General features: G+C 53.5%; 16 protein-coding genes and 1 riboswitch. Of the genes, 8 read left to right on the top strand and 8 right to left on the bottom strand.

All coding sequences use genetic code 11. The annotated features are described in order from the left end of the window. Nucleotides 1–155: 155 nt before the first annotated feature. A complete protein-coding gene (locus H144_RS0128925) occupies nucleotides 156–1,628 on the bottom strand; it encodes a PepSY domain-containing protein (protein ID WP_019945624.1) in 1,473 nt (490 codons plus the stop codon). Between the two features lie 7 nt (nucleotides 1,629–1,635). Next, on the bottom strand, nucleotides 1,636–3,804 hold the full coding sequence (locus H144_RS0128920) for a TonB-dependent receptor (RefSeq protein WP_019945623.1): 2,169 nt from the start codon (nucleotides 3,802–3,804) through the stop codon (nucleotides 1,636–1,638). A 4-nt stretch (nucleotides 3,805–3,808) separates the two neighbouring features. Next, nucleotides 3,809–4,067: riboswitch (cobalamin riboswitch) on the bottom strand. 91 nt (nucleotides 4,068–4,158) lie between these two features. On the opposite strand from H144_RS0128920, the gene H144_RS0128915 reads away from it, so the two are divergent. The 4 genes from H144_RS0128915 (at nucleotide 4,159) to H144_RS0128900 (ending at nucleotide 8,204) form a co-directional block, all read left to right on the top strand. Further along, the gene (locus H144_RS0128915) at nucleotides 4,159–4,503 is read left to right on the top strand and encodes a winged helix-turn-helix domain-containing protein (protein ID WP_026351080.1); all 345 of its coding nucleotides are present in this window, start codon (nucleotides 4,159–4,161) and stop codon (nucleotides 4,501–4,503) included. Nucleotides 4,504–4,584: 81 nt separating this feature from the next. Beyond that, nucleotides 4,585–6,567, top strand: a complete 1,983-nt coding sequence (locus tag H144_RS0128910; RefSeq protein WP_019945621.1) for a TonB-dependent receptor plug domain-containing protein — start codon at nucleotides 4,585–4,587, stop codon at nucleotides 6,565–6,567. Between the two features lie 4 nt (nucleotides 6,568–6,571). Further along, nucleotides 6,572–7,690: a cytochrome-c peroxidase gene (locus H144_RS0128905; protein ID WP_019945620.1), complete on the top strand. Its 1,119-nt coding sequence runs from the start codon at nucleotides 6,572–6,574 to the stop codon at nucleotides 7,688–7,690. Between the two features lies 1 nt (nucleotide 7,691). Beyond that, nucleotides 7,692–8,204 (top strand): molybdopterin-dependent oxidoreductase, encoded by a 513-nt coding sequence (locus H144_RS0128900; RefSeq protein ID WP_033403434.1) that lies wholly within the window; start codon nucleotides 7,692–7,694, stop codon nucleotides 8,202–8,204. Between the two features lie 32 nt (nucleotides 8,205–8,236). On the opposite strand, the gene H144_RS0128895 is transcribed toward H144_RS0128900, so the two are convergent. Together H144_RS0128895 and H144_RS0128890 are read right to left on the bottom strand one after the other, a co-directional pair. Next, nucleotides 8,237–9,793: an alkaline phosphatase family protein gene (locus tag H144_RS0128895; protein WP_026351078.1), complete on the bottom strand. Its 1,557-nt coding sequence runs from the start codon at nucleotides 9,791–9,793 to the stop codon at nucleotides 8,237–8,239. Between the two features lie 10 nt (nucleotides 9,794–9,803). Then, entirely contained in the window at nucleotides 9,804–10,610 is an 807-nt protein-coding gene (locus tag H144_RS0128890; RefSeq protein WP_019945617.1) for a hypothetical protein, read from the bottom strand. 63 nt (nucleotides 10,611–10,673) lie between these two features. Between H144_RS0128890 and H144_RS34990 the strand changes: the two genes are divergently transcribed. After that, a complete protein-coding gene (locus H144_RS34990; protein WP_019945616.1) occupies nucleotides 10,674–10,799 on the top strand; it encodes a hypothetical protein in 126 nt (41 codons plus the stop codon). Nucleotides 10,800–10,866: 67 nt separating this feature from the next. Next, nucleotides 10,867–13,257 (top strand): hypothetical protein, encoded by a 2,391-nt coding sequence (locus H144_RS0128880; protein ID WP_019945615.1) that lies wholly within the window; start codon nucleotides 10,867–10,869, stop codon nucleotides 13,255–13,257. A 137-nt stretch (nucleotides 13,258–13,394) separates the two neighbouring features. On the opposite strand, the gene H144_RS0128875 is transcribed toward H144_RS0128880, so the two are convergent. From H144_RS0128875 to H144_RS0128860, 4 genes are read right to left on the bottom strand one after another with little or no spacing between them, the layout of a single operon-like run. Then, nucleotides 13,395–14,600, bottom strand: a complete 1,206-nt coding sequence (locus H144_RS0128875; RefSeq protein ID WP_019945614.1) for an ROK family transcriptional regulator — start codon at nucleotides 14,598–14,600, stop codon at nucleotides 13,395–13,397. Nucleotides 14,601–14,628: 28 nt separating this feature from the next. Then, the gene (locus H144_RS0128870) at nucleotides 14,629–15,852 is read right to left on the bottom strand and encodes a sugar MFS transporter (RefSeq protein WP_019945613.1); all 1,224 of its coding nucleotides are present in this window, start codon (nucleotides 15,850–15,852) and stop codon (nucleotides 14,629–14,631) included. After that, nucleotides 15,852–17,069 (bottom strand): n-acyl-d-glucosamine 2-epimerase, encoded by a 1,218-nt coding sequence (locus H144_RS0128865; RefSeq protein WP_019945612.1) that lies wholly within the window; start codon nucleotides 17,067–17,069, stop codon nucleotides 15,852–15,854. Before H144_RS0128865 ends, H144_RS0128870 begins: the two co-directional genes overlap by 1 nt. Before the next feature lie 25 nt (nucleotides 17,070–17,094). Next, nucleotides 17,095–19,770 carry a PQQ-dependent sugar dehydrogenase gene (locus H144_RS0128860; RefSeq protein ID WP_229208027.1) on the bottom strand — a complete coding sequence of 892 codons (2,676 nt, stop codon included), beginning with the start codon at nucleotides 19,768–19,770 and terminating at the stop codon, nucleotides 17,095–17,097. Between the two features lie 229 nt (nucleotides 19,771–19,999). Here H144_RS0128860 and H144_RS0128855 point away from each other — a divergent pair, with 229 nt between their 5' ends. Beyond that, nucleotides 20,000–20,593, top strand: a complete 594-nt coding sequence (locus H144_RS0128855) for an OmpH/Skp family outer membrane protein (protein WP_084600046.1) — start codon at nucleotides 20,000–20,002, stop codon at nucleotides 20,591–20,593. Between the two features lie 155 nt (nucleotides 20,594–20,748). Continuing rightward, nucleotides 20,749–23,190: a heavy metal translocating P-type ATPase gene (locus H144_RS0128850; protein ID WP_157505236.1), complete on the top strand. Its 2,442-nt coding sequence runs from the start codon at nucleotides 20,749–20,751 to the stop codon at nucleotides 23,188–23,190.

The following is a 23,190-nucleotide window of genomic DNA, read 5'->3' as shown; positions in this document are numbered from 1 at the left end:
ATAGTCCTTTCCATCAGATAAATAACCTTGTCCGCAACGTATTCGCCTAAACGTAAAATTAGTTCTATAATGTGAATAAAAAATACTTTGAATGGTAATTTTTGATATGACGGGCATACTGGCTATTTCCCTGCTTCATGGACGAGAATGCCGGGCTATTTGTTGAATGCGGCTTTTCTGATAATCCATTCCCAGGTCAAAACCAGCCCGGTAATGCTCACGGCCGTCCCTCCTACCATTAAGATGAGCACTACAATATCCCAAAGCGGTCGCTTGTAAACCAGGAACCGGAAATCGAAGCTGTGCAACCCGTGGTAAAGCCATCGTTCCAGGCGGCTCAGATCCTGGTGTTTCAGCACCACCTGGGCCGTCGCGGGATCTATGTAGTACCATCGCTCATCTACGGAAGCCATTTTTACACGCAGCACCGGTAGCCGTTTTTCGTGGTTTTTGGAATAGTAGTAATCGTCGTACCCAGTGAGCATGACCGCCTCTTTCACAGGTACAACAGGATTCATTGCTTTGAGTTTGGCAATAAAGGGCGCGACGGGAAACCTTTCAAATGCGCCGGCGCCGTTATCCGCCGGCATCATGCGCGTATGGTGCTCGTCGGCGTAGCCCAGGTAAAAAGGCTTGCCATTCCACTGAACCAGCTGGATTTCCTTTATTTCAATACCCCAATTTGCCGCAACAGCAACAGGCGGTACCGTAAATTTCCCGGTGTCGAACATACCTCCCGTCCATTGCAGCGATTCCTCCGGTTCCAGTCGGGTAAATGGTGCCCAGTCCCAGGGTGTCATCGACAGCAATCCGCTGAAAATCCAGGTGAATACGAAGAGTCCGAATGCGAAACCCGTATAATGGTGCCAGCGGAACCATTTCTTTTTATACGGACTGAATGTCAGTCCGCGATTGCGCTTGTAACGAATGAAGCCCATCGCAATGCCGGCAGCACACATGATGCTGCCGATGGTCGACGACCATACGATGATATCGTTCCAGAGCGGCCGGTTCCGAAGCAATACCGTCGGGTAAATCCAGTGCGGTATCGGCCCCAGCCAGGCCAGGAAGCGCTGCTTCGCATTCACCATCTGCACGACCTCGCCCGTTTGCGCGGCTACGTATACGTACGTGCCCGCGGGATCGTCCATGTGCATGCGGTACACGGGTGTGCCGTATCCCTGCGAGCGCGCGGCCGCCATCCACTGGTCGATTTCGGTGAGTAGTCCGGCGTTTTTGATTTTTGTGATTTGGGTAAAACGGATGGCAAGCCTGGCCGCCAATGCCGAATCCGCTCCCTGGAACAATGTTCCGTCGTCGGCAAATATAGCCTTGTGAGCGCCGTTGGTCGTGGCAATGCGGTACACGGGTCGGTCCAGCATCATTCCCAGCCGGACGGAACGCAAAGTATCCTTCACGCCTGCACTGCCGAGCGCCTGCGTGACCGTCAGCTTTGCCTGGCTGAAATCGGGGGCCGGAAGACGTTGTAGCCGTTCGTGATACCGCATGGTCGGGTACTTCACGTACATCATTGCAAAACCCGAAAGGAACCAGATGACAAAAAGCAGGCTCAGGGCGAAACCCAGGTAGCGGTGAATGAGCAGGGTCAGTTTGGTGACATTCTTCATCAAATACCTACAAACTATACCTCAAACTAACGAGAAAATTCCGCGTCGCGCCGGGCGAAAACTGGTTCGCATAAATGGCGTTGGCATAGTAGCGCTCGTTGAACAGGTTATTGATATTCAACCTGATACCAACACGACCGATGCGGTACCCCAATGCAAGATCAGCCACCGTGTAGGCAGGCATGACGAACGTGTTTGCGCTGTTGGTAAATGTCTCATCCATAGAATTGACACCCGCACCGATGCTCGTGCCTTTCAATGCGCCGCCCTGCGCTTCGTAATTCAGCCACACATTCACCATGTTTTGAGGCGCAAAAGCGACGCGTTTGCCCGCAACAGGGTTGATTTCCTGACTTTCATAAGGCAAATACTCCGCTTTGGAGAACGTATACCCGGCCGTCAAATCCAGCCCGGGCAGCAGCGACCCGTTGATCTCCGCTTCGAAACCTTTCGATTCCGCGGAGCCGATGCGCTTGTAAACACCACCCGGCAATGCTTCGAGCTGATTGTTTTTACGCATATAATACAAGGCCAGGCTCGCCGTCCAGCGGGCATTCATTTCCAGTCGTGAACCTATTTCTCCCTGGTAACCCGTTTCCGGATCGAACGTTTCGCCGTTCGGAGCCACCCGGCGCGCGGGTTTGAAATAGGTGGAATACGAACCGTATACCGACAATGCCTCCAATGGCTGGTAAACCAACCCGGCACGGTAGGTCAATGCCGATTTCGAAATTTTCGATTCCGGCCCTTCGGAAGTGACGTTCCGGTCGGTATCCACCTCGTCGGTGAAATAGGTGCCGCGGAAAATGTCGTAACGCAAGCCGACCAACCCTTTCAGTTTTTCACTGATTTTGATCCAGTCCTGCACATAAATACCATGCACATTTTCCATGGTAGCGCGGTAGTAGGTGTCTTTGAAATCAATATAACCCTGGTTCAGGATCGGGTTACGTACCGAAACCGACGCGTTCTTGCCCGGCCCGAAAACGTCGCCGTTGTACGTCTTCCGATCGAGGAGGCTCAGCGAGTAACCCGCGAGCAGTTTGTGCGAAATACCTTTGGTATCAAACTCGTAAGTCAGTTCCAGCTGGTTTTGCAGCGGCTTGGTGAGGTGGTTGAAATAGAACGGAAACGACCGGTTCAGCGAATCGAGCGTGGCGTTGAATGACAGCTCCTCGGTCGAGAAGTAATTGATATTATCGTTATAATACGACAGCTGGTCTGAAAGCGTGAGGCCGGAGTTGAAGCGGTGCACATATTTGAGCTGATAGTCGTAGCGCGTATGTTTCAGGAAGTCGGCGGGATCGTTGTAGCGCGTGCCGCGGTCCATGCCGGGGGCCAGTTTGCTGCCTTCGAGCATCGGCAGGCCGGTGTCCGTGTCGTAAATGTCCTTATTGGCGCCGATGGTGAGGTAAAACAGGTCGCGCTCCGTGGGGGTGTATTCCAATGCAAGGTAGCCATTGTTGGTGTTCGAGCCCGAATGCCGGTAACCATCGGTATCCGACATGCCGAAATCGACGCGGTAGCGCAGCTTGTCGTTGATCGGTCCGCCGGCGCCCGCTCGGATACGGCGCGTGTTAAAAGTACCGTACGCAGCTGAAAAATCGGCTTTGAAATCGGCAGAAGGCCGTTTGCGGGCAATGTTAATGATGCCGCCCAATGCGGAATGCCCGAACAGCACCGACGCCGGGCCTTTCAAAACCTCCACGCTTTCGACGTTGGCGAGGTTGGTACTAGGCGCACTGGTGGAGATGTTGTGCCGCTCGTCGCGCACACCGTCGACCATGAGTACAAAATTGGAAAAACCACGGATCGTGAAATGCTGGAAACCGCCGTAGGTGTTGTTAGCACGCACACCGGTCGTGTTTTTCATCGCTTCCTGCAAATCGTCGATCCCGCGCTGCTCGATCGTCCGGGCCGAAACAGCCGACGTCGTCACCGGCATGTCGCGCAACGGCACATCGATCTTATTGACGGACGAAAATGCATTGCGATGGGCGCCGGATACGGTTACTTCCGACAAATGGTGCGTTCTGACGCTGTCGGCAGCATGTACAGGTGCGGTTTGTGCCAAAGCACTGCTTAAAGGAGATACCAGTGCCACTGCCAGCAGGGCACAAAGAGAAGCCTCCCCGATTCTGCCATACCGCGGGCAGCGGGTCGTAAAAATGAACATAATAAATCATTTTACAGAAAAGGCAGGTCTCCTGACTTGTAACATTCATACCGTCCTTCCCAGTACCTTTTGAATGATCGAATGACTGAATGATTGAATAAAATATTCGGTCATTCGGTCATTCAATGATTCAACATTACAGTACCAGTGGACATCAATCGGCATGAACTATACTCGTTACTTACAGTTGCGCGACAGTTCGTGATTTGCACACGATTCCCTATTAATTCACTGAATGTGAAACCTTTTCCAGGTGGAAAATAAATTAAAGAACTTGTTTGGGGCGCAAAGTTATGATTTAATCATAGTTTGCAGCATCGAAAACGGAAGATTCATCATTTAAGAAATCGGTTTATGGAAAGACATGTAGAGATGCGGGTGAGGCATTGGGTGTTTGTCGACGAGGTGAAATTTTTCGGGCCTGGCCGCTACGAATTGCTCCAACACATTGCTGAAACCGGCTCTATCGCGCAGGCCGCCAAGGAAATGGGTTTGTCGTATAAAAAAGCCTGGGCGATGGTCGATGCCCTCAATTCCCTCGGCAAGGGCCCTTACGTGGTGACGCAGAAAGGCGGTACCAAAGGCGGGGGCACGGTACTCACCGACACCGCCCGAAATGTGATGGACGCCTACAAGCGCCTGAACGACAAACTTCTCGCCGTAATGGCCGAAGAACCTGAGCTTTTGTCACTCATCTGACGCAGATCGTCAATTTTTTCGCGTCTGTAAGCCCGCACTCTTTATCTTTGCGATATATCTGCTTATACATATCGCTTTGTGATGAGAAAAGTTCTATTACCCCTACTCACCGGTCTTTCATTTGCCGCCCTGGGACAGCAAACCCAGGAAACGCCCTCCCTCACCGATCGCACCTTTCAGCTGGGAGAAGTGCGCGTGTCCGGCATCAGCAACCGCGACAGCCTCGCCGCACGGCTTTCGTACCGTACCATCGAGCAGTTCAACCGGAACGACCTGTCCAGTGCACTGAATATCCTGCCCGGCGTGAGCATCGCCAATGTAGGAGCCCGTAACGAGTCCGTCGTATACGTGCGCGGGTTCGACCTGCGCCAGGTGCCTGTTTACATCGACGGCGTGCCTGTGTACGTGCCTTACGACGGCTATGTGGATATGGGCCGCTTCACGACTTTCGACCTCGCCGAGGTGAATGTCTCCAAAGGTTTCGCATCCATTTTATATGGTGCCAACACGATGGGCGGGGCCATTAACCTCGTGTCGCGCAAGCCCGTGAGCAAGTTCGAGATCAATGGCCGAGCCGGTATTTTCAGCGGCGACGGCTATCGGTGGAATGTGAATGCGGGTTCGAGATGGGGTAAATTCTTTTACCAGGTCGGCGCTTCGCAGCTCAAACAGGACACCTACCCGCTTTCGGCGGATTTCAAACCCCGCAAATACCAGCAGACCGACGACCGGGAGAATGCCCATCGCGACGATCTGAAATTCAGCGTAAAAGCCGGTTTCACGCCCAATGCGACCGACGAATACGTGATCGGTTACGTGAACCAGCATGGCGAAAAAGGTACGCCGCCATACGTAGGCAATGATTCCAAAATCACGACACGCTTCTGGAAATGGCCGAAATGGAACAAGCAGAGCTTGTATTTTATATCAAACACGGCTTTGGGAGAAAAAAATAAGCTAAAAACGAGGCTGTACTACGACACTTTCGTGAACGCGCTGTTCAGCTACGACGACACTACCTACACCACGCAAACGAAAGGCTACGCATTTCAGAGCTTTTACGACGATTATACACTGGGCGGCAACGTGGAGTTCGAATCCCGCAGCTGGGATCGTAACGTATTCAAATTTAACGTACAATATAAGCGCGATATCCACCGCGAGCATGACAAGGGCGAGCCGGTGCAGTCGTACGTCGACAACACGCTTTCCATCGGTATCGAGAATGCATACCAGATCCTGCCGTCGCTGGCCGTGGTACCCGGCGTGAGCTTCAATGTCCGTAATGCCAGCCAGGCGCAGGAGTACAATGCGACCACGAAGGAACTGACAGATTTTGCCGACAGTAAAAACAATGCCGTGAATGCGCAGGTAGGCCTGTTTTGGGATATTACAGCCAACCATTCGCTCCGTGGTACCGTTGCGCGCAAGACACGCTTCGCCACCATCAAGGACCGCTATTCCTACCGGATGGGCCAGGCCATCCCCAACCCCGACCTGCATGCGGAAGTAGCATTGAACTACGATCTGAGCTATTCCGGCAAGGTGGCCGAAAAACTCGCTTTGCAGGCCAGCATTTTCCAAAGCAACATCGACGACATTATCCAGCAGGTGGACAATGTACAGCCGGGCCGTTTCCAGTTGCAAAATGCAGGGAAAGCGCGTTTCTACGGCGCGGAAGCCGGTTTTGACTATCAGATCATCAACGGCCTGAAATTCGGTTCGAACTATTCGTTTATCAAACGGAAAAACAAGACGAACCCGGCGATCCTTTTCACGAACGTGCCTGAGCACAAGGTATTCGCCTACGCCGATTTCTCGTTCCTGAAAGTGGCCAACCTCCTGGCGAGCGTGGAGAACAACAGCAGCCGTTACAGCACGAGCTACGGTACCAGGTCGGGCGCATACACGCTGGTGAATGCGAAAGCTTCTGTAAAATTGTATAAATTCATTTCCGCGGAAGCAGGTATCAACAACATTTTCGACAGGAATTACAGCCTGGTGGAGGGCTTTCCCGAAGCCGGCCGGAATTTCTTCGTGAACCTGGTATTCAATTATTTTTAAACAAATGTCGGAACGTCGCGGGAAACGGACGGGGCACCAATGGCCGTCGGGATGGGCAGTTACCATCCTGACGGCCGCTTTTTGCGTTTTCGCCGGGCTGATAGCGCGCAAAACTCCGGCGCCTTACGAACTGAAATACCCGGCAAATTTCGGTTCGCGTTTCACGATCCCCGCCGATAACCCGACGACGCAGGAAGGCGTATACCTGGGGCGGATGCTGTTCTACGAGAAAAAACTATCGGCGAACAACCTGCTTTCCTGCGAGAGCTGCCATGAACAAAGGTTGGCATTCACCGATGGCCGGCCCGTGAGCCCCGGCGTCGACGGCAGCTTTACGCCCCGCAGCTCGATGTCGCTCGCCAACCTGCTGTGGGTGCGCAATTTTTTCTGGGATGGCCGTTCGCAAAGCCTTGAAACGCAGGCTGCATTCCCGCTCACAGACCCACATGAAATGGGACAATCGCTGGCGGAATCGGTGCGAAAACTGCAACAAACGGCACCCTACCCCGCTCTTTTTCAAGGCGCATTCGGCCCACAGGGTATCTCGGAACAGAACATTTTAAAAGCATTGGCACAGTTCGAAAGAACGCTCATTTCAGCCGACTCGCCTTACGACCGCTACCTGGCCGGAAAATACCGGCCTACCGCCGCCGAAATGCGGGGCATGCTGCTCTTCGAAAACAACCCCGACCCGCAAAAAGGTATTCGCGGGGCTAATTGCGGACACTGTCACGGCGGCCCTAAAACGTTCAAGGAGCTGTTTCACAACAACGGCCTCGACAGCACGTTCGAGGACGCGGGCCGTGAAAAGATCACAGGACAAATCATGGATAAGGGTCGTTTCCGCGTCCCTACCCTGCGCAATATCCTGCTCACGGCACCCTACATGCACGACGGCCGGTTCAAAACCATCGAAGCCGTGCTCGACCATTACAGCGACCACATTCGCCAAAGTCCGACGCTGAGCAGCTTTTTACAGGATATCTCCAATGAGCCGGACGGCAAAAGCCTAGGCCTTGCGCCGCAAGACAAAAAGGACATTATCGCATTCCTCGGTATGCTCACCGATTCGACATTCATGACCAATCCTGCATTTTCAAACCCTATTTCAAAAGCTCAATAAGATGCTAAAAATCAAGACATTCACTAGTCAAATCCTATTGTGCGCGACGCTTGTATGCGGGCTCGCGATGCACACGCACGCGCAAACCGCAACCACCCTCAGCATTTCCGGCGAGGTTGCCACGCCACTCGAACTGAAAATGCAGGACCTGGCCGCGATGAAACAGATCAGCCACAAAGTGAAGGACCGCGACGGCAAGGAGCACGAGTTCAAAGGCGTAGCGCTCATCGAACTGCTGGAAAAAGCGGGCGTGACGACCGGCGCTAAACTCCGCGGTGAAAATCTGGCCAAATATGCCCTGATCACCGCAGCGGACGGCTACGAGGTGCTTTACGCATTGGCCGAAATCGACCCGGAATTTGCCGATCAGGTGATCTTGCTGGCGACCGAAAAGGACGGACAGCCGTTACCCGCCGGCGAAGGCCCGTTCCGCATCATCGCCCCGAAAGACAAAAAACCGGCGCGATGGATTCGCGAGGTAAGGAGTATTAAAATCGCATTTGCCAAAAACTGATTTTAGAATGCTCATTCCAGAACGCCGGTCCATTAATGGGCCGGCGTTCTTTGGGTTTTGGCATAATTGACATACCGCCTCGAATCCAGCTGGGATATTTCGGCGGAAAGCCGGTAGGTTCCCCAGGAATATCTGGCTTCGGCGCTGACGATCCGTTTTCTGAACCTCGGCGCAGGCCGCTTCATGACCCTGTACGGGAAGTCCTGAAAAATTTCGTAAACGACCCGGCCGTCGGCGCTCGCCGGTACCGGCAGCCCGTATATAGCCAGCACGGAAGGCATAATGTCTACATTGGAAGTAGGTAATGCCGTCGAATCCACACCTTTGCGAATGTAGGGACCTGCTGCCAGCAATGCGATGTTGATTTCGTACGGGCTCGACCCGCCGTGGCCTGCTACGCCTCCCGAATAGTCGGTACCGGCGTAGCCTTTGTCGTTTTTCGCGTCGTTCCAGTCGGGGGCTACGAGGATGTCGCCCGTGCGTTCGGGATGGTTATAATGAATGGCGTCGAAGGAAAGCGTGCCTTTTACCCAGCCTCGCATGTCGCCTTTGTTCCTGCCTTTGGTAAAAACCGCGCCTACCCATTCCTCCTGGTGCAATGCAGCTACGATGGATTTGATCGTTTTGGCCTCATGGTTTTTGACATAAATAGCGCCTTCGGCCACCACCACATCATCCGAATCCTTGTCTTTTTTAAAACCTCGTTTGATCAGGAAATCGGCCAGCCCCTGCTTTCCGGTGTGGGTCACGAAACCGTGATCGGTGGAAATGATAACATTGTATTGCTCATCGGGGCCTTTGTCCTTCAATGCAGCCATAATCCGGCCGAACTGCCCATCGACATACCTGATCGCATCCACCGCCTGCTGCGAACCGATCCCGTGTTCATGCGCTGCGCCGTCCGGGTCGGAAAACCAGATGGCGCTCACCAGCGGCCCGTTTTTGACCAGGCCATATTTCAAAAGAGCGTCGGTGATCCACTTGTGACGGCCATTATCTTCGGGCTCGGCTTTCGAAACCTCTCCTATCTCCTTCAATACCTGCGCCTTGAATGCTTCCGGCAGAATCAGGTCGGGATTCACGACCGCGCCGTTTACGGTGTGGTTTTGCAAAAATGCCTGTCCGGTCGTGCCGGAGCTGAATACCATCATCCGCTGGCCCGCATCTGCGAGCACTTCGCCGAGGGATTTCGCGGTCAGCAACGGGCCGGAAGTTGCGCCGGGGATTTTGCTCAGATCGCTGTGGGAGGTACCGATCGCCTTGTTAGCGGCCACTTCCGGAATGTAAATCGAGTTGCCCAGCAACCCGTGTGTTCCGGGATAAGCGCCGGTGGCATAGGAAGCCGAATTGACGCGTGTCACCGTCGGAAATACGCTGTGATGGTGCTTGCCCCACGCCGCCGCTTTTTTGAATGCGAAAAGGTTAGGCATTTGCGCTTCGGTGATATAGTCGGGCCGCAAGCCGTCGAAAAATACGATCAGCGTTTTGAAACGAAAGCGATGATTTACCCTGGAAGTAGTATCCTGCCCGTTCACAGCCGTAAAAACCGATGACAAAAGGCCCAACAAAATCAATCTAAACTTTATCATATCCAATCAATTAGCGAATTTCAGAAACGGTGACGGCGTGTTTACTGCGGCGGATTCCGTACAGCAACGACTTGCCCGGCACCGTACGATCGATCGCAATGCCCTGCCCTTCGATCGGTGCCGGAAGTGTGCGTATATATTCCAGCGTATAGCCCGATTTTGGTATTTTCAACACATACACTTCACCCCGATCGTGACCGGTACAATAGAGTAAGCCATCACTTCCCCAGGCGCCGCCGGAGTTGCTTTTAGGTGTAAACAAATCGATCAGGTTCTTCGGAAACACCCACGCCTCGACCTGCCGCCATTCCGGATCATACTTCACAAGCGACGTCCACCGAACATCCCGCCCCTCGCTCGCTTCCTTACCCGCATAGTGCGCGAAACCAATGTACCAATGCCCGTCGCGCTGGTCGAGCCAGGTAAGCGACCCGTGCTGCGCGATGCCGAAACTATGCGTCCCGACGTGCGTCAGCGTTTTCACATCAAAAATCTCCACTGAACTCGTCATCGGGATCTCGGGGTAGTTGGAATTGGCGCAATACATTTTCCCTTTGATCACCACGCCGCTGTTGAGATGCACGATCCCTTCCCTGGTCCCGTCCCATGTCGCCACGAGCTTGCCATCGGCCTTGCTATGTTTTGTAATGGTGCTGTTATTGATCACATAAAAATGCTGCGCATCCACCGCCACAGCCTGTTTCGCCTCTTTTACATCAAACTCCTTCAAAGGCGCCAGCGACTGCGCGCGCAGCGGCTGCACTGCATTCAGCAGCACCAAAAAGATAAAGAGAACCAGCGATTTACGAAATGACATGAGGTTACAAAAGTTTTAAATGCTAAAAGTAGGAAAACGGGCTATTTTCTACTTTACGGGAGTGTGATCAATGGGTTTGACAGCACTTTCGCAGGTGAAGGTTATGGTTCGATTCTCATTCATAACCATAATCCGCATCACGAGCTGATCCGCGACGCGTTTTTCGGGATTGCTTCTTCGGATAAATGATGCTTGTACTGGCCCATAATATTCGAATGCCAGTACTACCAATACAACATTTAAGATTGTATTTGTCATGCATGCCCGAACCCGTTTTGTCCCGCAATTGAAATACGCATTCTGCTTCATTTTCCTCCTCATTGCTATATCTTCCGCACAGAGCATCGCACAGCATATCGACTTAAAAACTGCTTCCTGGATCATTTCTCCTAACGTGCCTTCGCCCATGAAGGAAACTGCCCCGGCGGTGCTGACGGAGGAGATTGCCAAACGTACGGGCATTAGAATCAAAAATGGCAATAGCTGGCCGAAAGGTAATGTACCGGTGATCGCCATTGCGCTGGCTTCTGATAAGACGCTGTTTAACAGAAACATACCTGCTGTCAATAGCAGCGGACCGGAAACAAAACCGGAGGGGTTCCGCATTGTTACTGAGGTAAATAATGGGGCTAAAACGATCTGGATCATCGGTGCGGATGCGCGGGGTATCCTTTTCGGGACGGGGTATTTGCTTCGGCAACTGAAAATGAGTCAGGCATTCATGGGCAAGCCGCTGCTCGAACTGGCCGGGCCGTTGAATGTGGCATCGTCGCCGGCGTATGCGATCCGCGGGCATCAGCTCGGGTACCGCTCCACCGCGAACACGTACGACGCCTGGTCCGTGGCGCAGTTTGACCAGTACATTCGTGAACTGGCGATTTTCGGGAGCAATGCCGTGGAAGGCATTCCCTTTCACGAGGACGACAAGCCGAGTCCGCATTTCAAAATTCCGGCCAGGGAAATGCGCATCAGGATGAGCGAGATTTGCCGCAAGTATGACATGGACTACTGGGTGTGGACACCCGCTACTTTTGAATTGAAAGACCCTGCCAAACGCCAGGCCGAACTCGACCTGCACGAGCAGTTTTACAAGGAATGCCCCCGCCTCAATCACATTTTCTTCCCCGGTGGCGACCCTGGCGATAACCATCCGTCGGAGGTGCTGCCATTCCTCAGAGAATTGCAGGCCAAACTGGTAAAATACCATCCAAAAGCCAAGATGTGGATCTCGCTGCAAGGATTTGACACGGAGCAGATCGACTATTTTTACAAATACCTCGAAACCGAAAAACCAACGTGGCTGCAAGGCGTCGTGTCCGGGCCGGGTAGTCCGCCGATGGCCGAAACGCGGTACCGCCTCCCGAAACAATACCAGCATCGCCAGTACCCCGATATCACCCATCAGGTCCGCTGCGAGTTTCCGGTCGAAAAATTCGACCAGGCGTACGCATTGACGCTCGGGCGCGAGTCGGTGAACCCGCGGCCTTACGCATTTGCCAAAATCCACGCGAAATACGCGCCGTTTACGGACGGTTTCGTATCCTATTCCGACGGCAGCCATGACGATGTGAACAAAGTTTTGTGGAGTATGCGCGGCTGGGACCCGCAGATGGATGTGCACCGGATTATGGAGGAATACGCAAATTTCTTCTTTTCTGCCAGCTTAGGAGCGCCCTCAATCGCTGCGAGTGCCATCGAGGGTTTAGAACAAAACTGGAAAGGGCCTTTGGCTGAAAATGGTGCTGTGGAAATGACTTACCTGCACTGGCGAGTGTTACGCAGAGTTGAAGAGGGATTGGAAAACAACTGGCGCTGGCAAATGCTCGTATTCCGGGCCTACTATGACCAGTATACCCGCCTTCGTCTTATCTACGAGCAAGACTTGGAAAAGCAAGCAAACGTAGTCCTCGACGCAGCTAACCGCGGTAATATTATTCAGGTAATGGACACGGCATTAGCGATCGTCAACAAAGCGAATAACCATGTCGTTGATCGCGATCTTTACAAGGAGATTGTTGATCTAAGTGACGCGCTCTACAAATCCATTGGCCTTCAAACGAGTACTCAAAAGCACACACCACGTAACCCGGAACGTGGTGTGGTTATGGACTTTATAAACTACCCGCTCAACAACCGCTGGTGGCTGGCTGATGAATTCGAGAAGATCAAAAAAATGACCAGTCCTGACGAACAGCTGGCAAGATTGAAAACGATCGCATCCTGGGAAAATCCGGGGCCGGGGAGTTATTATGACGATGTTTCCAGCGTAGCGAAAGGCCCGCGCGTGAAAACCGTTTCGGACGACGCGACCGACGTGGCCTGGTGGGACAATGGGATGAGCCGCAAACGGCTGTCCACACAGCTATTCCAGCGGGAGCCTGCGTTGGACTACGATAACCTCGACCCCCGTGCGCGCTACACGATACGCGTTGCGGGCGAGGGCGATGCGCTCCTGCGCGTGGATGGATACCGCCTTTCTCCGGTCATTTATAGTAAAGAACCTGAGACATTTAAGGAATGGATCGTACCGCTGTCGCTGACGCAGGACGGGAAAATTTCGGTAACCTTCGACGGGCCGGAAGAGTCGCAGCTGAACTGGCGGAAGCAGTCCAAAATTTCGGACATCTGGTTACTGAAACAGCCGTAATGTCAGCTCCGGAGGAGCGTTCTGTTTATAGCAACAATGATTGTACCAGGTGTTTAGTCTCCTGACGGAGACTCCTATCGGAGTCGGCAATGAGTGCCTGACGCGCTTTTGCAAGAAACAGGAGGCCACGCTGTGGCCTAATCGTGAATGCCGAGGAAGCGGTTACGTACGAGGAGGCAGGCACCCAACAACCCGGCTTCCCCGCCTAGTTTTGAATGCGCGAGCTGCGTGTCGTTGCTTACCAGGCTTAGCGAATATTTGTTGATGGCGGTTTGAATGGGCAGCCCGATGTAATCGCCCGTTGCGAGCAGGCTGCCGCCAAGGATTACCAGCTCGGGGTTGAACACGTTAATGAGCGACGCAATGCCGCGGCCGATATTGTCGCCTAATCGGGCAATGAGCTCTATCGCGAGGACGTCGTCCGAGATGGCGGCTTCGATAATGTCGTCCATCGTAATGCGGTTGGGGTCGGGGACTCTGGCGGTGATCAGGGAGGAGGAGCCTTCGAGGACTTTCTCGCGAAACATGCGTTCGAGGGCCCAGCCGGCGGCTTCGGTTTCGAGGCAGCCTTTTTTCCCGCAACGGCAAATGTATTCGTTGTTAAAAACAGGCATATGCCCGAATTCACCCGCATAGCCCGATTTACCATAATATAACTTTCCCTCCATCAGAATACCGACCGCAATACCATAGTCGAGGTTCAGGAAAAGTACATCTTTTTCCTCTTCCACGGCGCCAAGGCAAAACTCCCCGTAGGCCATTGCACGCGTGTCATTTTCGAGAAAAACCGGGTAACCTATTCTTTCACCGACAATTTCACTCAGCGGGCGGTCATCAAAATGGAAGTAACTGTAACTGTGACCCGTACGAAAATCTACCCGACCTGAAAGGTTGATACCCACCCCCTTAACGCGGTCTTTCGGAACGGCAAGGCTATTGATAAAGTCGAGAATATGGGTACATAGCTGATCGCGGGATTCGACGGTATTCGCCAGTTCATAGGGCAATTTGCCGGAATTCAGGATCAATGTTTTGTCCAGGTCCAGGAGGCCGATCGTCACATGGCTCTGCTTGACGTCGACACCGATGAAATAGGCCGCGTCCGGCACAACCCCGTACAGGCTCGGCTTCCGGCCGCCCGAAGATTCTATTTTGCCATAATCGTTCACAAAGCCCTCATTCCGAAGCTCGTTCACCAGAACGGTCACCTTCGGAACGCTGATATTCAGCCGCTTTCCCAGCTCCGGCAATGTCATGCTGCCATGATTGGCCAGGTAACCGAGGATAATCTCCGCGGGGTCTTTGGTTTTATAATCGGCGGCAACGCGAAGGGGTCTGCTCATGGAGTTTCAAACAAATGGGGCGGCTAAATTAAGGACATTTTGTTTTATAGCCGTTTAAACCAAAAAACAGAATGACGACATAACAAAGCAGCGGCAGCATAAACGCGACGGGCCAATTGTAATGATCGATCAGCCAGCCCTGACCGAATGAGACGATGGAGCCGCCCACGATGGCCGTCGAAAGCCAGCCGGATGCGCGGGTTGCATAAGATTCCAGCCCAACGACGGATAGGGAGAAAATGGTGGCAAACATAATGGAATTGAACAACCCGACGGCGATCATCGTCCACACCGCCAACGGCCCTGCGCTGCTCACGGAGATGATAATCAATACAATGGCCGCAATAGCTGCCACACTGAGCACGCGGGACGCTTTTACCGTTTTCAGGATCGCCGCGCCGATAAACCGGCCCACGAACATGCTTCCCCAATACAATGCGACCATCGTACCGGCATCGTTGAGCGACGCCTCCGATACATCCACAATGTAGCTGGCCAGAAATGACCCGACGGAAACCTCGGCACCCACGTAGCAGAACAATGCCGCAATGCCAAAACGAAGGTTACGGAATGCAAACAGCGACTGACCACCGTCGGCGGCCGGACGCATTACCGGCACCGGCAGCCTGAGCCTGCTCACGACCAGGGCGATCAATATCAGCAATCCCGCCAGCGCCAGGTAAGGCATGCGCACGGGCTCGCTGCTGCGCGCGAGTTCATCCGATTTGGACAAAATATAAAAACTCCCGAAAACCGGTGCCACCGTGGTGCCCAGCGATCCGACGGCCTGAATGAGGTTGAATCGCGAAGAAGCCGTTTCGGCCGGGCCCAACAGGGTTATATACGGGTTGGCCGCCACCTGCAAGAGCACGATCCCGATCGCCAGCACGAACAATGCGGCCAGAAACAGGTAATACTGATGAAATACCGAGGCCGGGAAAAACAGCAATGCGCCCACCGCCGCCACCGCGAAGCCTGCGACCATTCCTTGCTTAAATCCAAATTTACCCACGAGTATCCCCGCTGGAATGGACATTACGCCATAGGTCAGGAAGAAGTAAAATTGCACCAGCGCCGACTGGGCGTAGGTTAGCTCGAAACTATCCTTGAAAAACGGGACGAGGGTATCATTCATGCACGTGATGAATCCCATCATAAAGTACAAAACCGCGAGGGTAATCAGCGCAGGGCGGTAATGCTGCTGCGGCCCGGCTTCCGTGGAAGCATCGGGCGTGACGGGTGCCAGTGCCATCAGACGTTCAGGGTTATTTTGGATTGAATGGCTTCCAGCGTTTTCCAGCATTGGTACAGCCCGCGCGGCACGTGGAAGCAGCCCTTCCATTTACCGCCTTTCAGCGTCAGCAGTGGCTCGCCCTGGCGGTTGAGATAGCCGAACCATTCGCCGTATTCAGGATCGGGAAAGTGGCTCCATGTGTACTCATGCATGCGCTCGAACCATTGCGCGCACCGCTCGTCGCCCGTGTGCAGGTAGCCTTTGAGCAGCGTAATGAGCGTTTCCATATGCACCCACCATAGTTTCTGGTCCCATTCGAGCTGCTGGGGCGGATTGCCTTGCACATCCATGAAGTAGAAAATGCCGCCATGCTCGTGGTCCCAGCCATATTCAATGAGCTGGATGGCCATGTTGACCGCGCGCTGCGCGAGCTTTTCGTCGCTTGTCCGCTGGGCGAGGTCCATGATAAACCACATCGATTCCAGGCCGTGTCCGGGGTTCACTAGCCGCCCTTCGAAGGAATCCGAGAAAGACCCGTCGGGACGCACATTTTCCAGGATCACGCCCAGTTCGGGTTTGTAAAATTTATTCATTACCGTATCGATCCCGCGTTCGATGACTTCGTTCACCAATGCAGGGTCAAGCAGCGACTCGATTTCCAGCACCAGATTACAGAGGATCATCGGCAGGGCGAAACTTTCCAGCGGCCGCGCGCCCGGCACGGCTTTGCTGTAAATGCCTTTCGGATTATCCTGCATTTTCAGGATATTCTGGAATGTGTCGGTCGCAATGTCCTTGAACTCCGCATTACCCGTGGCTTTGTACAATTGCCCGAAAGCCATCGTCGCGAAACAGTCGGAAAAAATGCTGTGCGGCTGCATGAGCGGGTTGCCGTAACGATCGAGCGAGAAATACCAGTTGTTGGCGCGAACGTCCCGTTCGTGCCCTTCCCCTCCGTGCCCTACCTGCCCGTGCTTCTGCAAAAATGCCGCCCCTGAAAGTGCCATATCGAGCCATTCCTGCCGCCTTTCGACCTGGTTGTACAGCATAGCGAAGCACCAGACCTGCCGGCATTGGAGCCACATAAATTTGTCGGTGTCAAACACCTTTCCTTCGCGGTCGAGGCAGGTAAAAAAGCCTCCCGACTCGTGATCGGGCGAATTTTTCATCCAAAACGGGATCACATCGTTCAACAGCGCGCGGCGGTACTGGTCAATATACTTTTCGGGTTGCATTAAAAGGTAGGTTAAGGATTCAGGATTAGTCATTTTCAAAATACATCCAGTCGATGTGGAACATGGAGCCTTTGATCTTGTCGTTTTTAAAAACCAGGAACAGGTCATGAACGCCGGCAGCGCCGCTGACGGGCAGGAGAACTTCTTTCCAGCCGGTTTTGAGATCTTCCAATCGTCCGCCCGGAATAGCTGCTTTTCCCAGCAGCGCCCCCTCCCGGCTATCCTGCCTTAGCTCGATCGTCCCGCCCGTGCCATGTTCCTGCACGCGTAACCGGATGTTTTTGACGTGCGAAAGGTCTATCTGGTTAAACCGGGTAAATTTTCCGTTGGTGATGTTGGCGATGTAGGAAGCAAAGCCGGTGTTCTGCGTCGCTACCACCACGCCTACATTGCCTTCCTGGTAATCTTCCATCTGGATCAGCGGGTTGCGCAGCACGATATGGCTCGCGGTCTTCTGCGGCCCGATGCCGTTCGCACCCTTGTCGGTATACGAGGCAAGCAGTACGTAAGCGCCCTCGTTGCCTTTGCCGATGTGTTCGGTCAGCTTGTGGTTCGCGGCTAGCGGGGTCGTTGCGCCGGAGTTACCCAATGACAAGATGTAGCCTGCGAGTTCCCGGGCGTCCTTTTCGGGCAAATCGGCGTGGGGCGGCATCGGGTACGAGCCCCAGTTTCCGCTCCCGCCGGAAATAATCTTTTTCGCCAGCAGCTCCGCAGCGCCTGTCTGACCTGCATACCGCTTCGAAATCTGCTTTAGTGCCGGCCCGATCGACTTGGTTTCCAACGTGTGGCAAGCCTTGCAATCGAGCGAGGCGTACAATTTGGCTGTGCCGGCATATTTGATATTCTCCCCTTCCGAACCCGACAATGCCCCCGCGAGGTCCTTCCCGAATGCCAGGTAATTGAAACTCACGTGAATTTTCGACGGATCGATTTTACCGTCTTCCTTATCGGTTACAGTGACTTTGTAGTCAAAAGGTGCATTGTCCCAATAAAAGCTCCGGTTTGCTTTTGTACTGATCTTCACGTCGGGCGGCGTGTTACCGATCTTGAACTCAGTCGTAGCCGTGCCTTTGCCCCCATGCTGGTCCGAAACCGTGAGCACCACATTATAGGTACCCGGTTTGGAAAATGTATGTGTGATTTCTTCGCCCGTCAGCTTCTTAGCCCCGATCTTCCATTCGTAATGCAGCTGATCGCCCGCGTCGTAATCTTTGGAACCTTTGGCGGAAAGCGTTGCAGTAAATGGCGCGGCACCGATCGTTTTACCTGTCGACACGGCGGCGACCGGGTTGCGGTTCCCCTCGGCATATTCTACCCGGATAATGCCCGAATCGGTGTTGCGGGCAAACCAATTGGTACCGTACGCTAACAGGTAAATGGCCCCGTCGGGTGCAATCTGCATGTCGATCGGCGCTACCACTCTGAGCTGCGGCAGGAACGGCTCCATGCTCACATAATTGCCATCCGCATCCATCGTCACGGCCATGATCCACTTTCTGATCCATTCGAAAATGAACAACTTGCCGTTATAATAATCGGGCAATTTGTAGGGCGCATTGGGATATAAGTCACTATAATATACCGGCCCGGCCATGGCGCTGGCACCGCCCTTACCGACGAGCGGATACTTTTTGGAAGGTACTTTGCCATACCAGATCCACGCGGGCTGCGCCGGCGGGAGCTCGCGCAGGCCCGTGTTATGCGGGGAGTCGTTGAAAGGCTTTTGCGGGTCTTTGCCCGGGCCTTCCTTTTTGGTGGCAAAATCATAGTCCGGAAATACCTCATTATCGCCGAGAAAGTAGGGATAGCCGAAGAAACCTGGCTTGCGCGCCTGATTGATCTCATCGTAACTCATCTTGCCCTCGCTGCCGGGCACCTCCGTATCCGGCCCTACATCACCCCAGTACAGGTATCTGGTTTTCGGGTCGACGGAAATGCGAAACGGGTTGCGAACGCCCATCGCGTAGATCTCGGGCTTGCCGACAGACCCGTCTTTCGGGAACAGGTTACCGTCGGGAATGCTGTATGTACCATCCGATTCGGGCTTGATCCTCAATATTTTACCCCGGTAATCGTTGCTGTTCGCGGTAGCAGCCTGGTCGTCGGACAGTTCACGGCCCGGACGCTCATCAATAGGCGTATGGCCCTCGATTTCCTCGGCATTGGTGTTATCACCAATGGATAAGTAGAGCAAGCCATCTGAAAATGTAAGATATCCCGCCGAATGACAGCAATACTTGCGCTGGGTAGGCACTTCGAGTAAAACTTTCTTCGAATCCTGTATTAGGCTCTGGCCTTTTAATTCAAAACGCGCCAATTGGCTCACGCTTTTTTCCCCTCCTGCTCCATAATAGAAGTAAATCCAGTTGTTACGTTTAAAATCCGGGTCGACGGCCACGCCAAGCAGCCCATCCTCGATCCCGCTGAAAACGTTGAACTGCGCAATGGTCGACAGCTCTTTGGTCGCATTGCTGAAATAGCGTACAGCGCCTTTCCGTTCCGCCACCACGACGTCGTAGTTCGGCAAAATGGCCATTTCCATCGGTTCGTCGAGGCCGGAAACCAGTTTGGTATAAGTAAACCGGCTTGAATCGGGGCCTTCTGCAAGACCGGCGGGCTGCAAGGCACTGGCAGCATTTACCGCGCGGAACAGTGGCACATCGCGCCGTGCGACGGAGGCCAGACAAAGCCAGCCAATCAATAAGAGTCCGATTGAAGAGTTTAGTTTTTTCACCTGATAAACTTACTAAAATAAATTATTAAACAATCTATTATTAAAAAAACATTTAGGAATCTTCATTTTTATTTCCGTCGGCCCGAGCCGACGGCCAAGGGGAATATATTTTTAAAATTTAATATTTCCTGAAACAACAGGATTGCTATGTAACCGTTCTTGTAATATCGCAAACCTTTTAAACAAACCTTTCAAAATGAGAAACTTGTCTGCACTTTTTCTGATGGTGTTGTTATCTGTCAATGCAAGCTTCGCCCAGGCGCCGGAGCAGAAGATCGGGTATGTCGACCAGCAGCATATCCTGGAAAACATGCCGGAATTCAAGAAGCTGAATGAAGAGATCGTCGTAAAAAGCGACCAGTATGATAAGATTTTGAAAGGAAAATACGAAGAATTCCGCCTCAAATCGGAAGCATTCGACAAGCTCATTGCCAGTAAAGCCGACGAAGCCATCCTCCGCGACAAAGCTGCGGAGCTCGAAAACCTGAAAAAGTCCTACGAAGATTTCGAGACCAATTCCATGGCACAGCTCCGCGAGTATTATGCCAAAAAGTTCGAGCCGATCAAACAGAAGGTGAACGACGCCATCATTTTCGCGGGTAGGCAAAAAGGATACGCGTTCCTGCTCCGCATGGACCTAAACCCGAACGGCGGCGACCTCTGGCCGGTAGTCCTCTTCGCCCGCGATTCCACCTCCAACCTCACTTCCGACATCATGAAAAATCTCGGCATCAACGCCGCAGCGGCATCGATGCGGAAAGTGGGACTTCCGCAGTTGTTGAAAAAATAGACGAGCGCAATTTAAGGATGACTATCCATTTCCGTCAATTGGGATTGATGCCCCACGCCGATTACTGACAAAAGTCACTTTTCCTCCTGCCCCGCCGTCATCCCTTCCCCTGGTCATTTGCTCCAATTTTGGAGAAAGGTAACCATTCCATGACCATGCGCATATTGACGGCCCCGGAGGCCATTTCCCATACCCGGCACGTATGCTACCATTGCGGCGAGGATTGCCGCGACGAGGTGCTACATGCCGACGACCACGATTTTTGCTGCGACGGCTGCCTGACCGTCTATGGCTTGCTGAAAGAAAGTGACTTATGTCAGTATTATACCATCGACGGCGCGCAGGGCATTTCGCCCGACCCGGCGTTTTACACCAACAAATTCGATCATCTCGACCTGCCAGAGGTGCACGGCAAGATGATCGAGTTCACGGACGGGCGACTGACCACCGTATGCTGGTACCTGCCCAAAATGCATTGCAGCTCCTGCATATGGCTGCTCGAACACCTTTACAGGCTGCATCCGGCAGTACGTAGCTCAGTCGTCAATTTCCCTGAAAAGAAAGTCAGGATCACATTCGAAGGCAACGCATTGCGTTTGAGCGAGCTGGCGGCGCTGCTTGCACGCATCGGGTACGAGCCTTATCTGAGCCTGGACGATCTGTCGGGCAGGAAGGCCGGCAAATGGAACCGCACGCGTCTTTACAAAATCGGGATTGCCGGCTTTGCCTTCGGGAATATCATGATGCTGAGCTTCCCGGAGTATTTTCATTTGGGACAAAACACGTCGGACCAGAACCTGCGGACGCTTTTCGGGGTACTGAACCTTGCATTGAGCCTGCCGGTACTATTGTATTGCGCAGCGGACTTCTACCAATCGGCCTGGGCCGCATTGAAGGGCCGTTACCTGAACATCGACGCGCCGATTGCCTTGGCCTTGACCTGCGTTTTTTCCATCAGCATTTATCAACTGGCTACCCAAACCGGTCCCGGCTACCTGGATTCCTTTGCCGGGGCCGTGTTTTTCATGCTCGTAGGCCGGTATTTTCAGGACAAAACCTACGCCGGCGTTTCGTTCGACCGTGATTACAAATCCTATTTCCCGGTGGCGACTTCCGTGCTGGAAAATGGCCTGGAAACCCGCAAACCCATTACCGCTCTGCAAAAAGGTGACCAGATGCTCGTTCGCAACGAGGAGCTGATCCCCGCCGATGCCGTGCTGCAAAGCCCCATAGCGTTGATCGATTACAGCTTCGTTTCGGGCGAATCGCAGCCCGTCGAGCGGCGCAAAGGCGATACCATTTACGCCGGCGGCAAGCAAAAAGGCGCGGCCATTGAACTGGAAGTGCTGCGGGAGGTGTCGCAGAGCTACCTGACCCAGCTTTGGAACAACGAAGCATTCACACGCGAAAAAGACGATGCCGGCAAATCCCTCGCCGCGCGCATTAACCGGTATTTTTCGCTGACCGTGCTGGGCATTGCTGCGGTCACATTTATAGTTTGGTGTTTTGTATTTCAAAAACCGGAAACCGCCTTTCTCGCATTCACTACCACCCTGCTCGTGGCTTGCCCATGCGCATTGCTGCTGTCGTCTACATTTACAAACGGCAATTTGCTGAGCGTATTCAGCCGCAACCGTTTTTATCCCAAAAACGCCCACAGCATCGAACGGCTGGCACACATCGACACTGTTGTTTTTGATAAAACAGGCACCATTACCCTGCCCGACGACGCCGAAATCAACTTTGCGGGCGATCCGCCGACACGCGAAGAACTGGTGATGATCAAATCGCTGGTGGGACAATCCTCGCACCCGCTGAGCCGGTTGCTGGCGAAACACCTGGCGGATGTTCCTGCAAGCCGGAGGGTACTAAGCGGCTTTTCTGAAACGAGCGGCAAGGGCATGATCGCGCAATGGGGCGCGCTGACGGTGAAAGTAGGCTCCGCGAACTGGGTGGGCGCTGATGTGGACGATGTTGGTGAGCCATCGAGCCGGGTGTATGTGTCGATGGGCGGTGCTGTTAAAGGCTATTTCACCATCCGCAGCAAGTACCGCCCCGAGTTACCCGAAACCCTCTCCGCATTGCGCAAGGCAGGCATTCGCACCTACCTGCTCTCAGGAGACCGCCCTACCGACCGTGAAGTGCTTGCCCCGCTGTTCGGCCAGAACGCATTGCTTTTATTTAACCAAAAACCCGGACAGAAACTGGATTTCGTGCGCGAACTCCAACACGAAGGCCGCCACGTACTGATGGTCGGCGACGGCCTGAACGACGCCGGTGCATTACGCCAGAGCGACGTCGGCCTCGCCGTTTCCGACAATATCAACAACTTCTCTCCCTCCTGCGACGCCATCGTGGAGGGCAGCCAGCTCAGCCTTCTCCCCGGCTACGTCGCCCTCGCCCGCAGCGGCCAGCGCATTATCCGTCAGAGCTTTGCCATTTCATTGATCTACAACATCCTGGGCCTGTCGTTCGCCATTACCGGTCATTTGTCGCCCGTCATGGCGGCGATACTGATGCCCGTTAGCTCCATTACCATCGTCGCCTTTACCACGCTTGCCAGCAACGCGGCTGCGCGCAGGTGGCTGAAAAACTGA

It is taken from the genome of Dyadobacter beijingensis DSM 21582, assembly GCF_000382205.1.
In the GTDB taxonomy this organism is placed as follows: domain Bacteria; phylum Bacteroidota; class Bacteroidia; order Cytophagales; family Spirosomataceae; genus Dyadobacter; species Dyadobacter beijingensis.
This window is presented reverse-complemented; position numbering and strand designations above follow the sequence as displayed.

Excerpts from the sequence above, each read along its gene's own strand:
- H144_RS0128890 (WP_019945617.1), bottom strand. The coding sequence starts at position 10,610 with ATGTCATTTCGTAAATCGCTGGTTCTCTTTATCTTTTTGGTGCTGCTG.
- H144_RS0128905 (WP_019945620.1), top strand. The coding sequence starts at position 6,572 with ATGTCGGAACGTCGCGGGAAACGGACGGGGCACCAATGGCCGTCGGGA.
- H144_RS0128915 (WP_026351080.1), top strand. The coding sequence starts at position 4,159 with ATGGAAAGACATGTAGAGATGCGGGTGAGGCATTGGGTGTTTGTCGAC.
- H144_RS0128895 (WP_026351078.1), bottom strand. The coding sequence starts at position 9,793 with ATGATAAAGTTTAGATTGATTTTGTTGGGCCTTTTGTCATCGGTTTTT.
- H144_RS0128900 (WP_033403434.1), top strand. The coding sequence starts at position 7,692 with ATGCTAAAAATCAAGACATTCACTAGTCAAATCCTATTGTGCGCGACG.
- H144_RS0128850 (WP_157505236.1), top strand. The coding sequence starts at position 20,749 with ATGCGCATATTGACGGCCCCGGAGGCCATTTCCCATACCCGGCACGTA.
- H144_RS0128855 (WP_084600046.1), top strand. The coding sequence starts at position 20,000 with ATGAGAAACTTGTCTGCACTTTTTCTGATGGTGTTGTTATCTGTCAAT.
- H144_RS0128880 (WP_019945615.1), top strand. The coding sequence starts at position 10,867 with ATGCATGCCCGAACCCGTTTTGTCCCGCAATTGAAATACGCATTCTGC.
- H144_RS0128870 (WP_019945613.1), bottom strand. The coding sequence starts at position 15,852 with ATGGCACTGGCACCCGTCACGCCCGATGCTTCCACGGAAGCCGGGCCG.
- H144_RS0128910 (WP_019945621.1), top strand. The coding sequence starts at position 4,585 with ATGAGAAAAGTTCTATTACCCCTACTCACCGGTCTTTCATTTGCCGCC.
- H144_RS0128865 (WP_019945612.1), bottom strand. The coding sequence starts at position 17,069 with ATGCAACCCGAAAAGTATATTGACCAGTACCGCCGCGCGCTGTTGAAC.
- H144_RS0128925 (WP_019945624.1), bottom strand. The coding sequence starts at position 1,628 with ATGAAGAATGTCACCAAACTGACCCTGCTCATTCACCGCTACCTGGGT.
- H144_RS0128875 (WP_019945614.1), bottom strand. The coding sequence starts at position 14,600 with ATGAGCAGACCCCTTCGCGTTGCCGCCGATTATAAAACCAAAGACCCC.
- H144_RS0128920 (WP_019945623.1), bottom strand. The coding sequence starts at position 3,804 with ATGTTCATTTTTACGACCCGCTGCCCGCGGTATGGCAGAATCGGGGAG.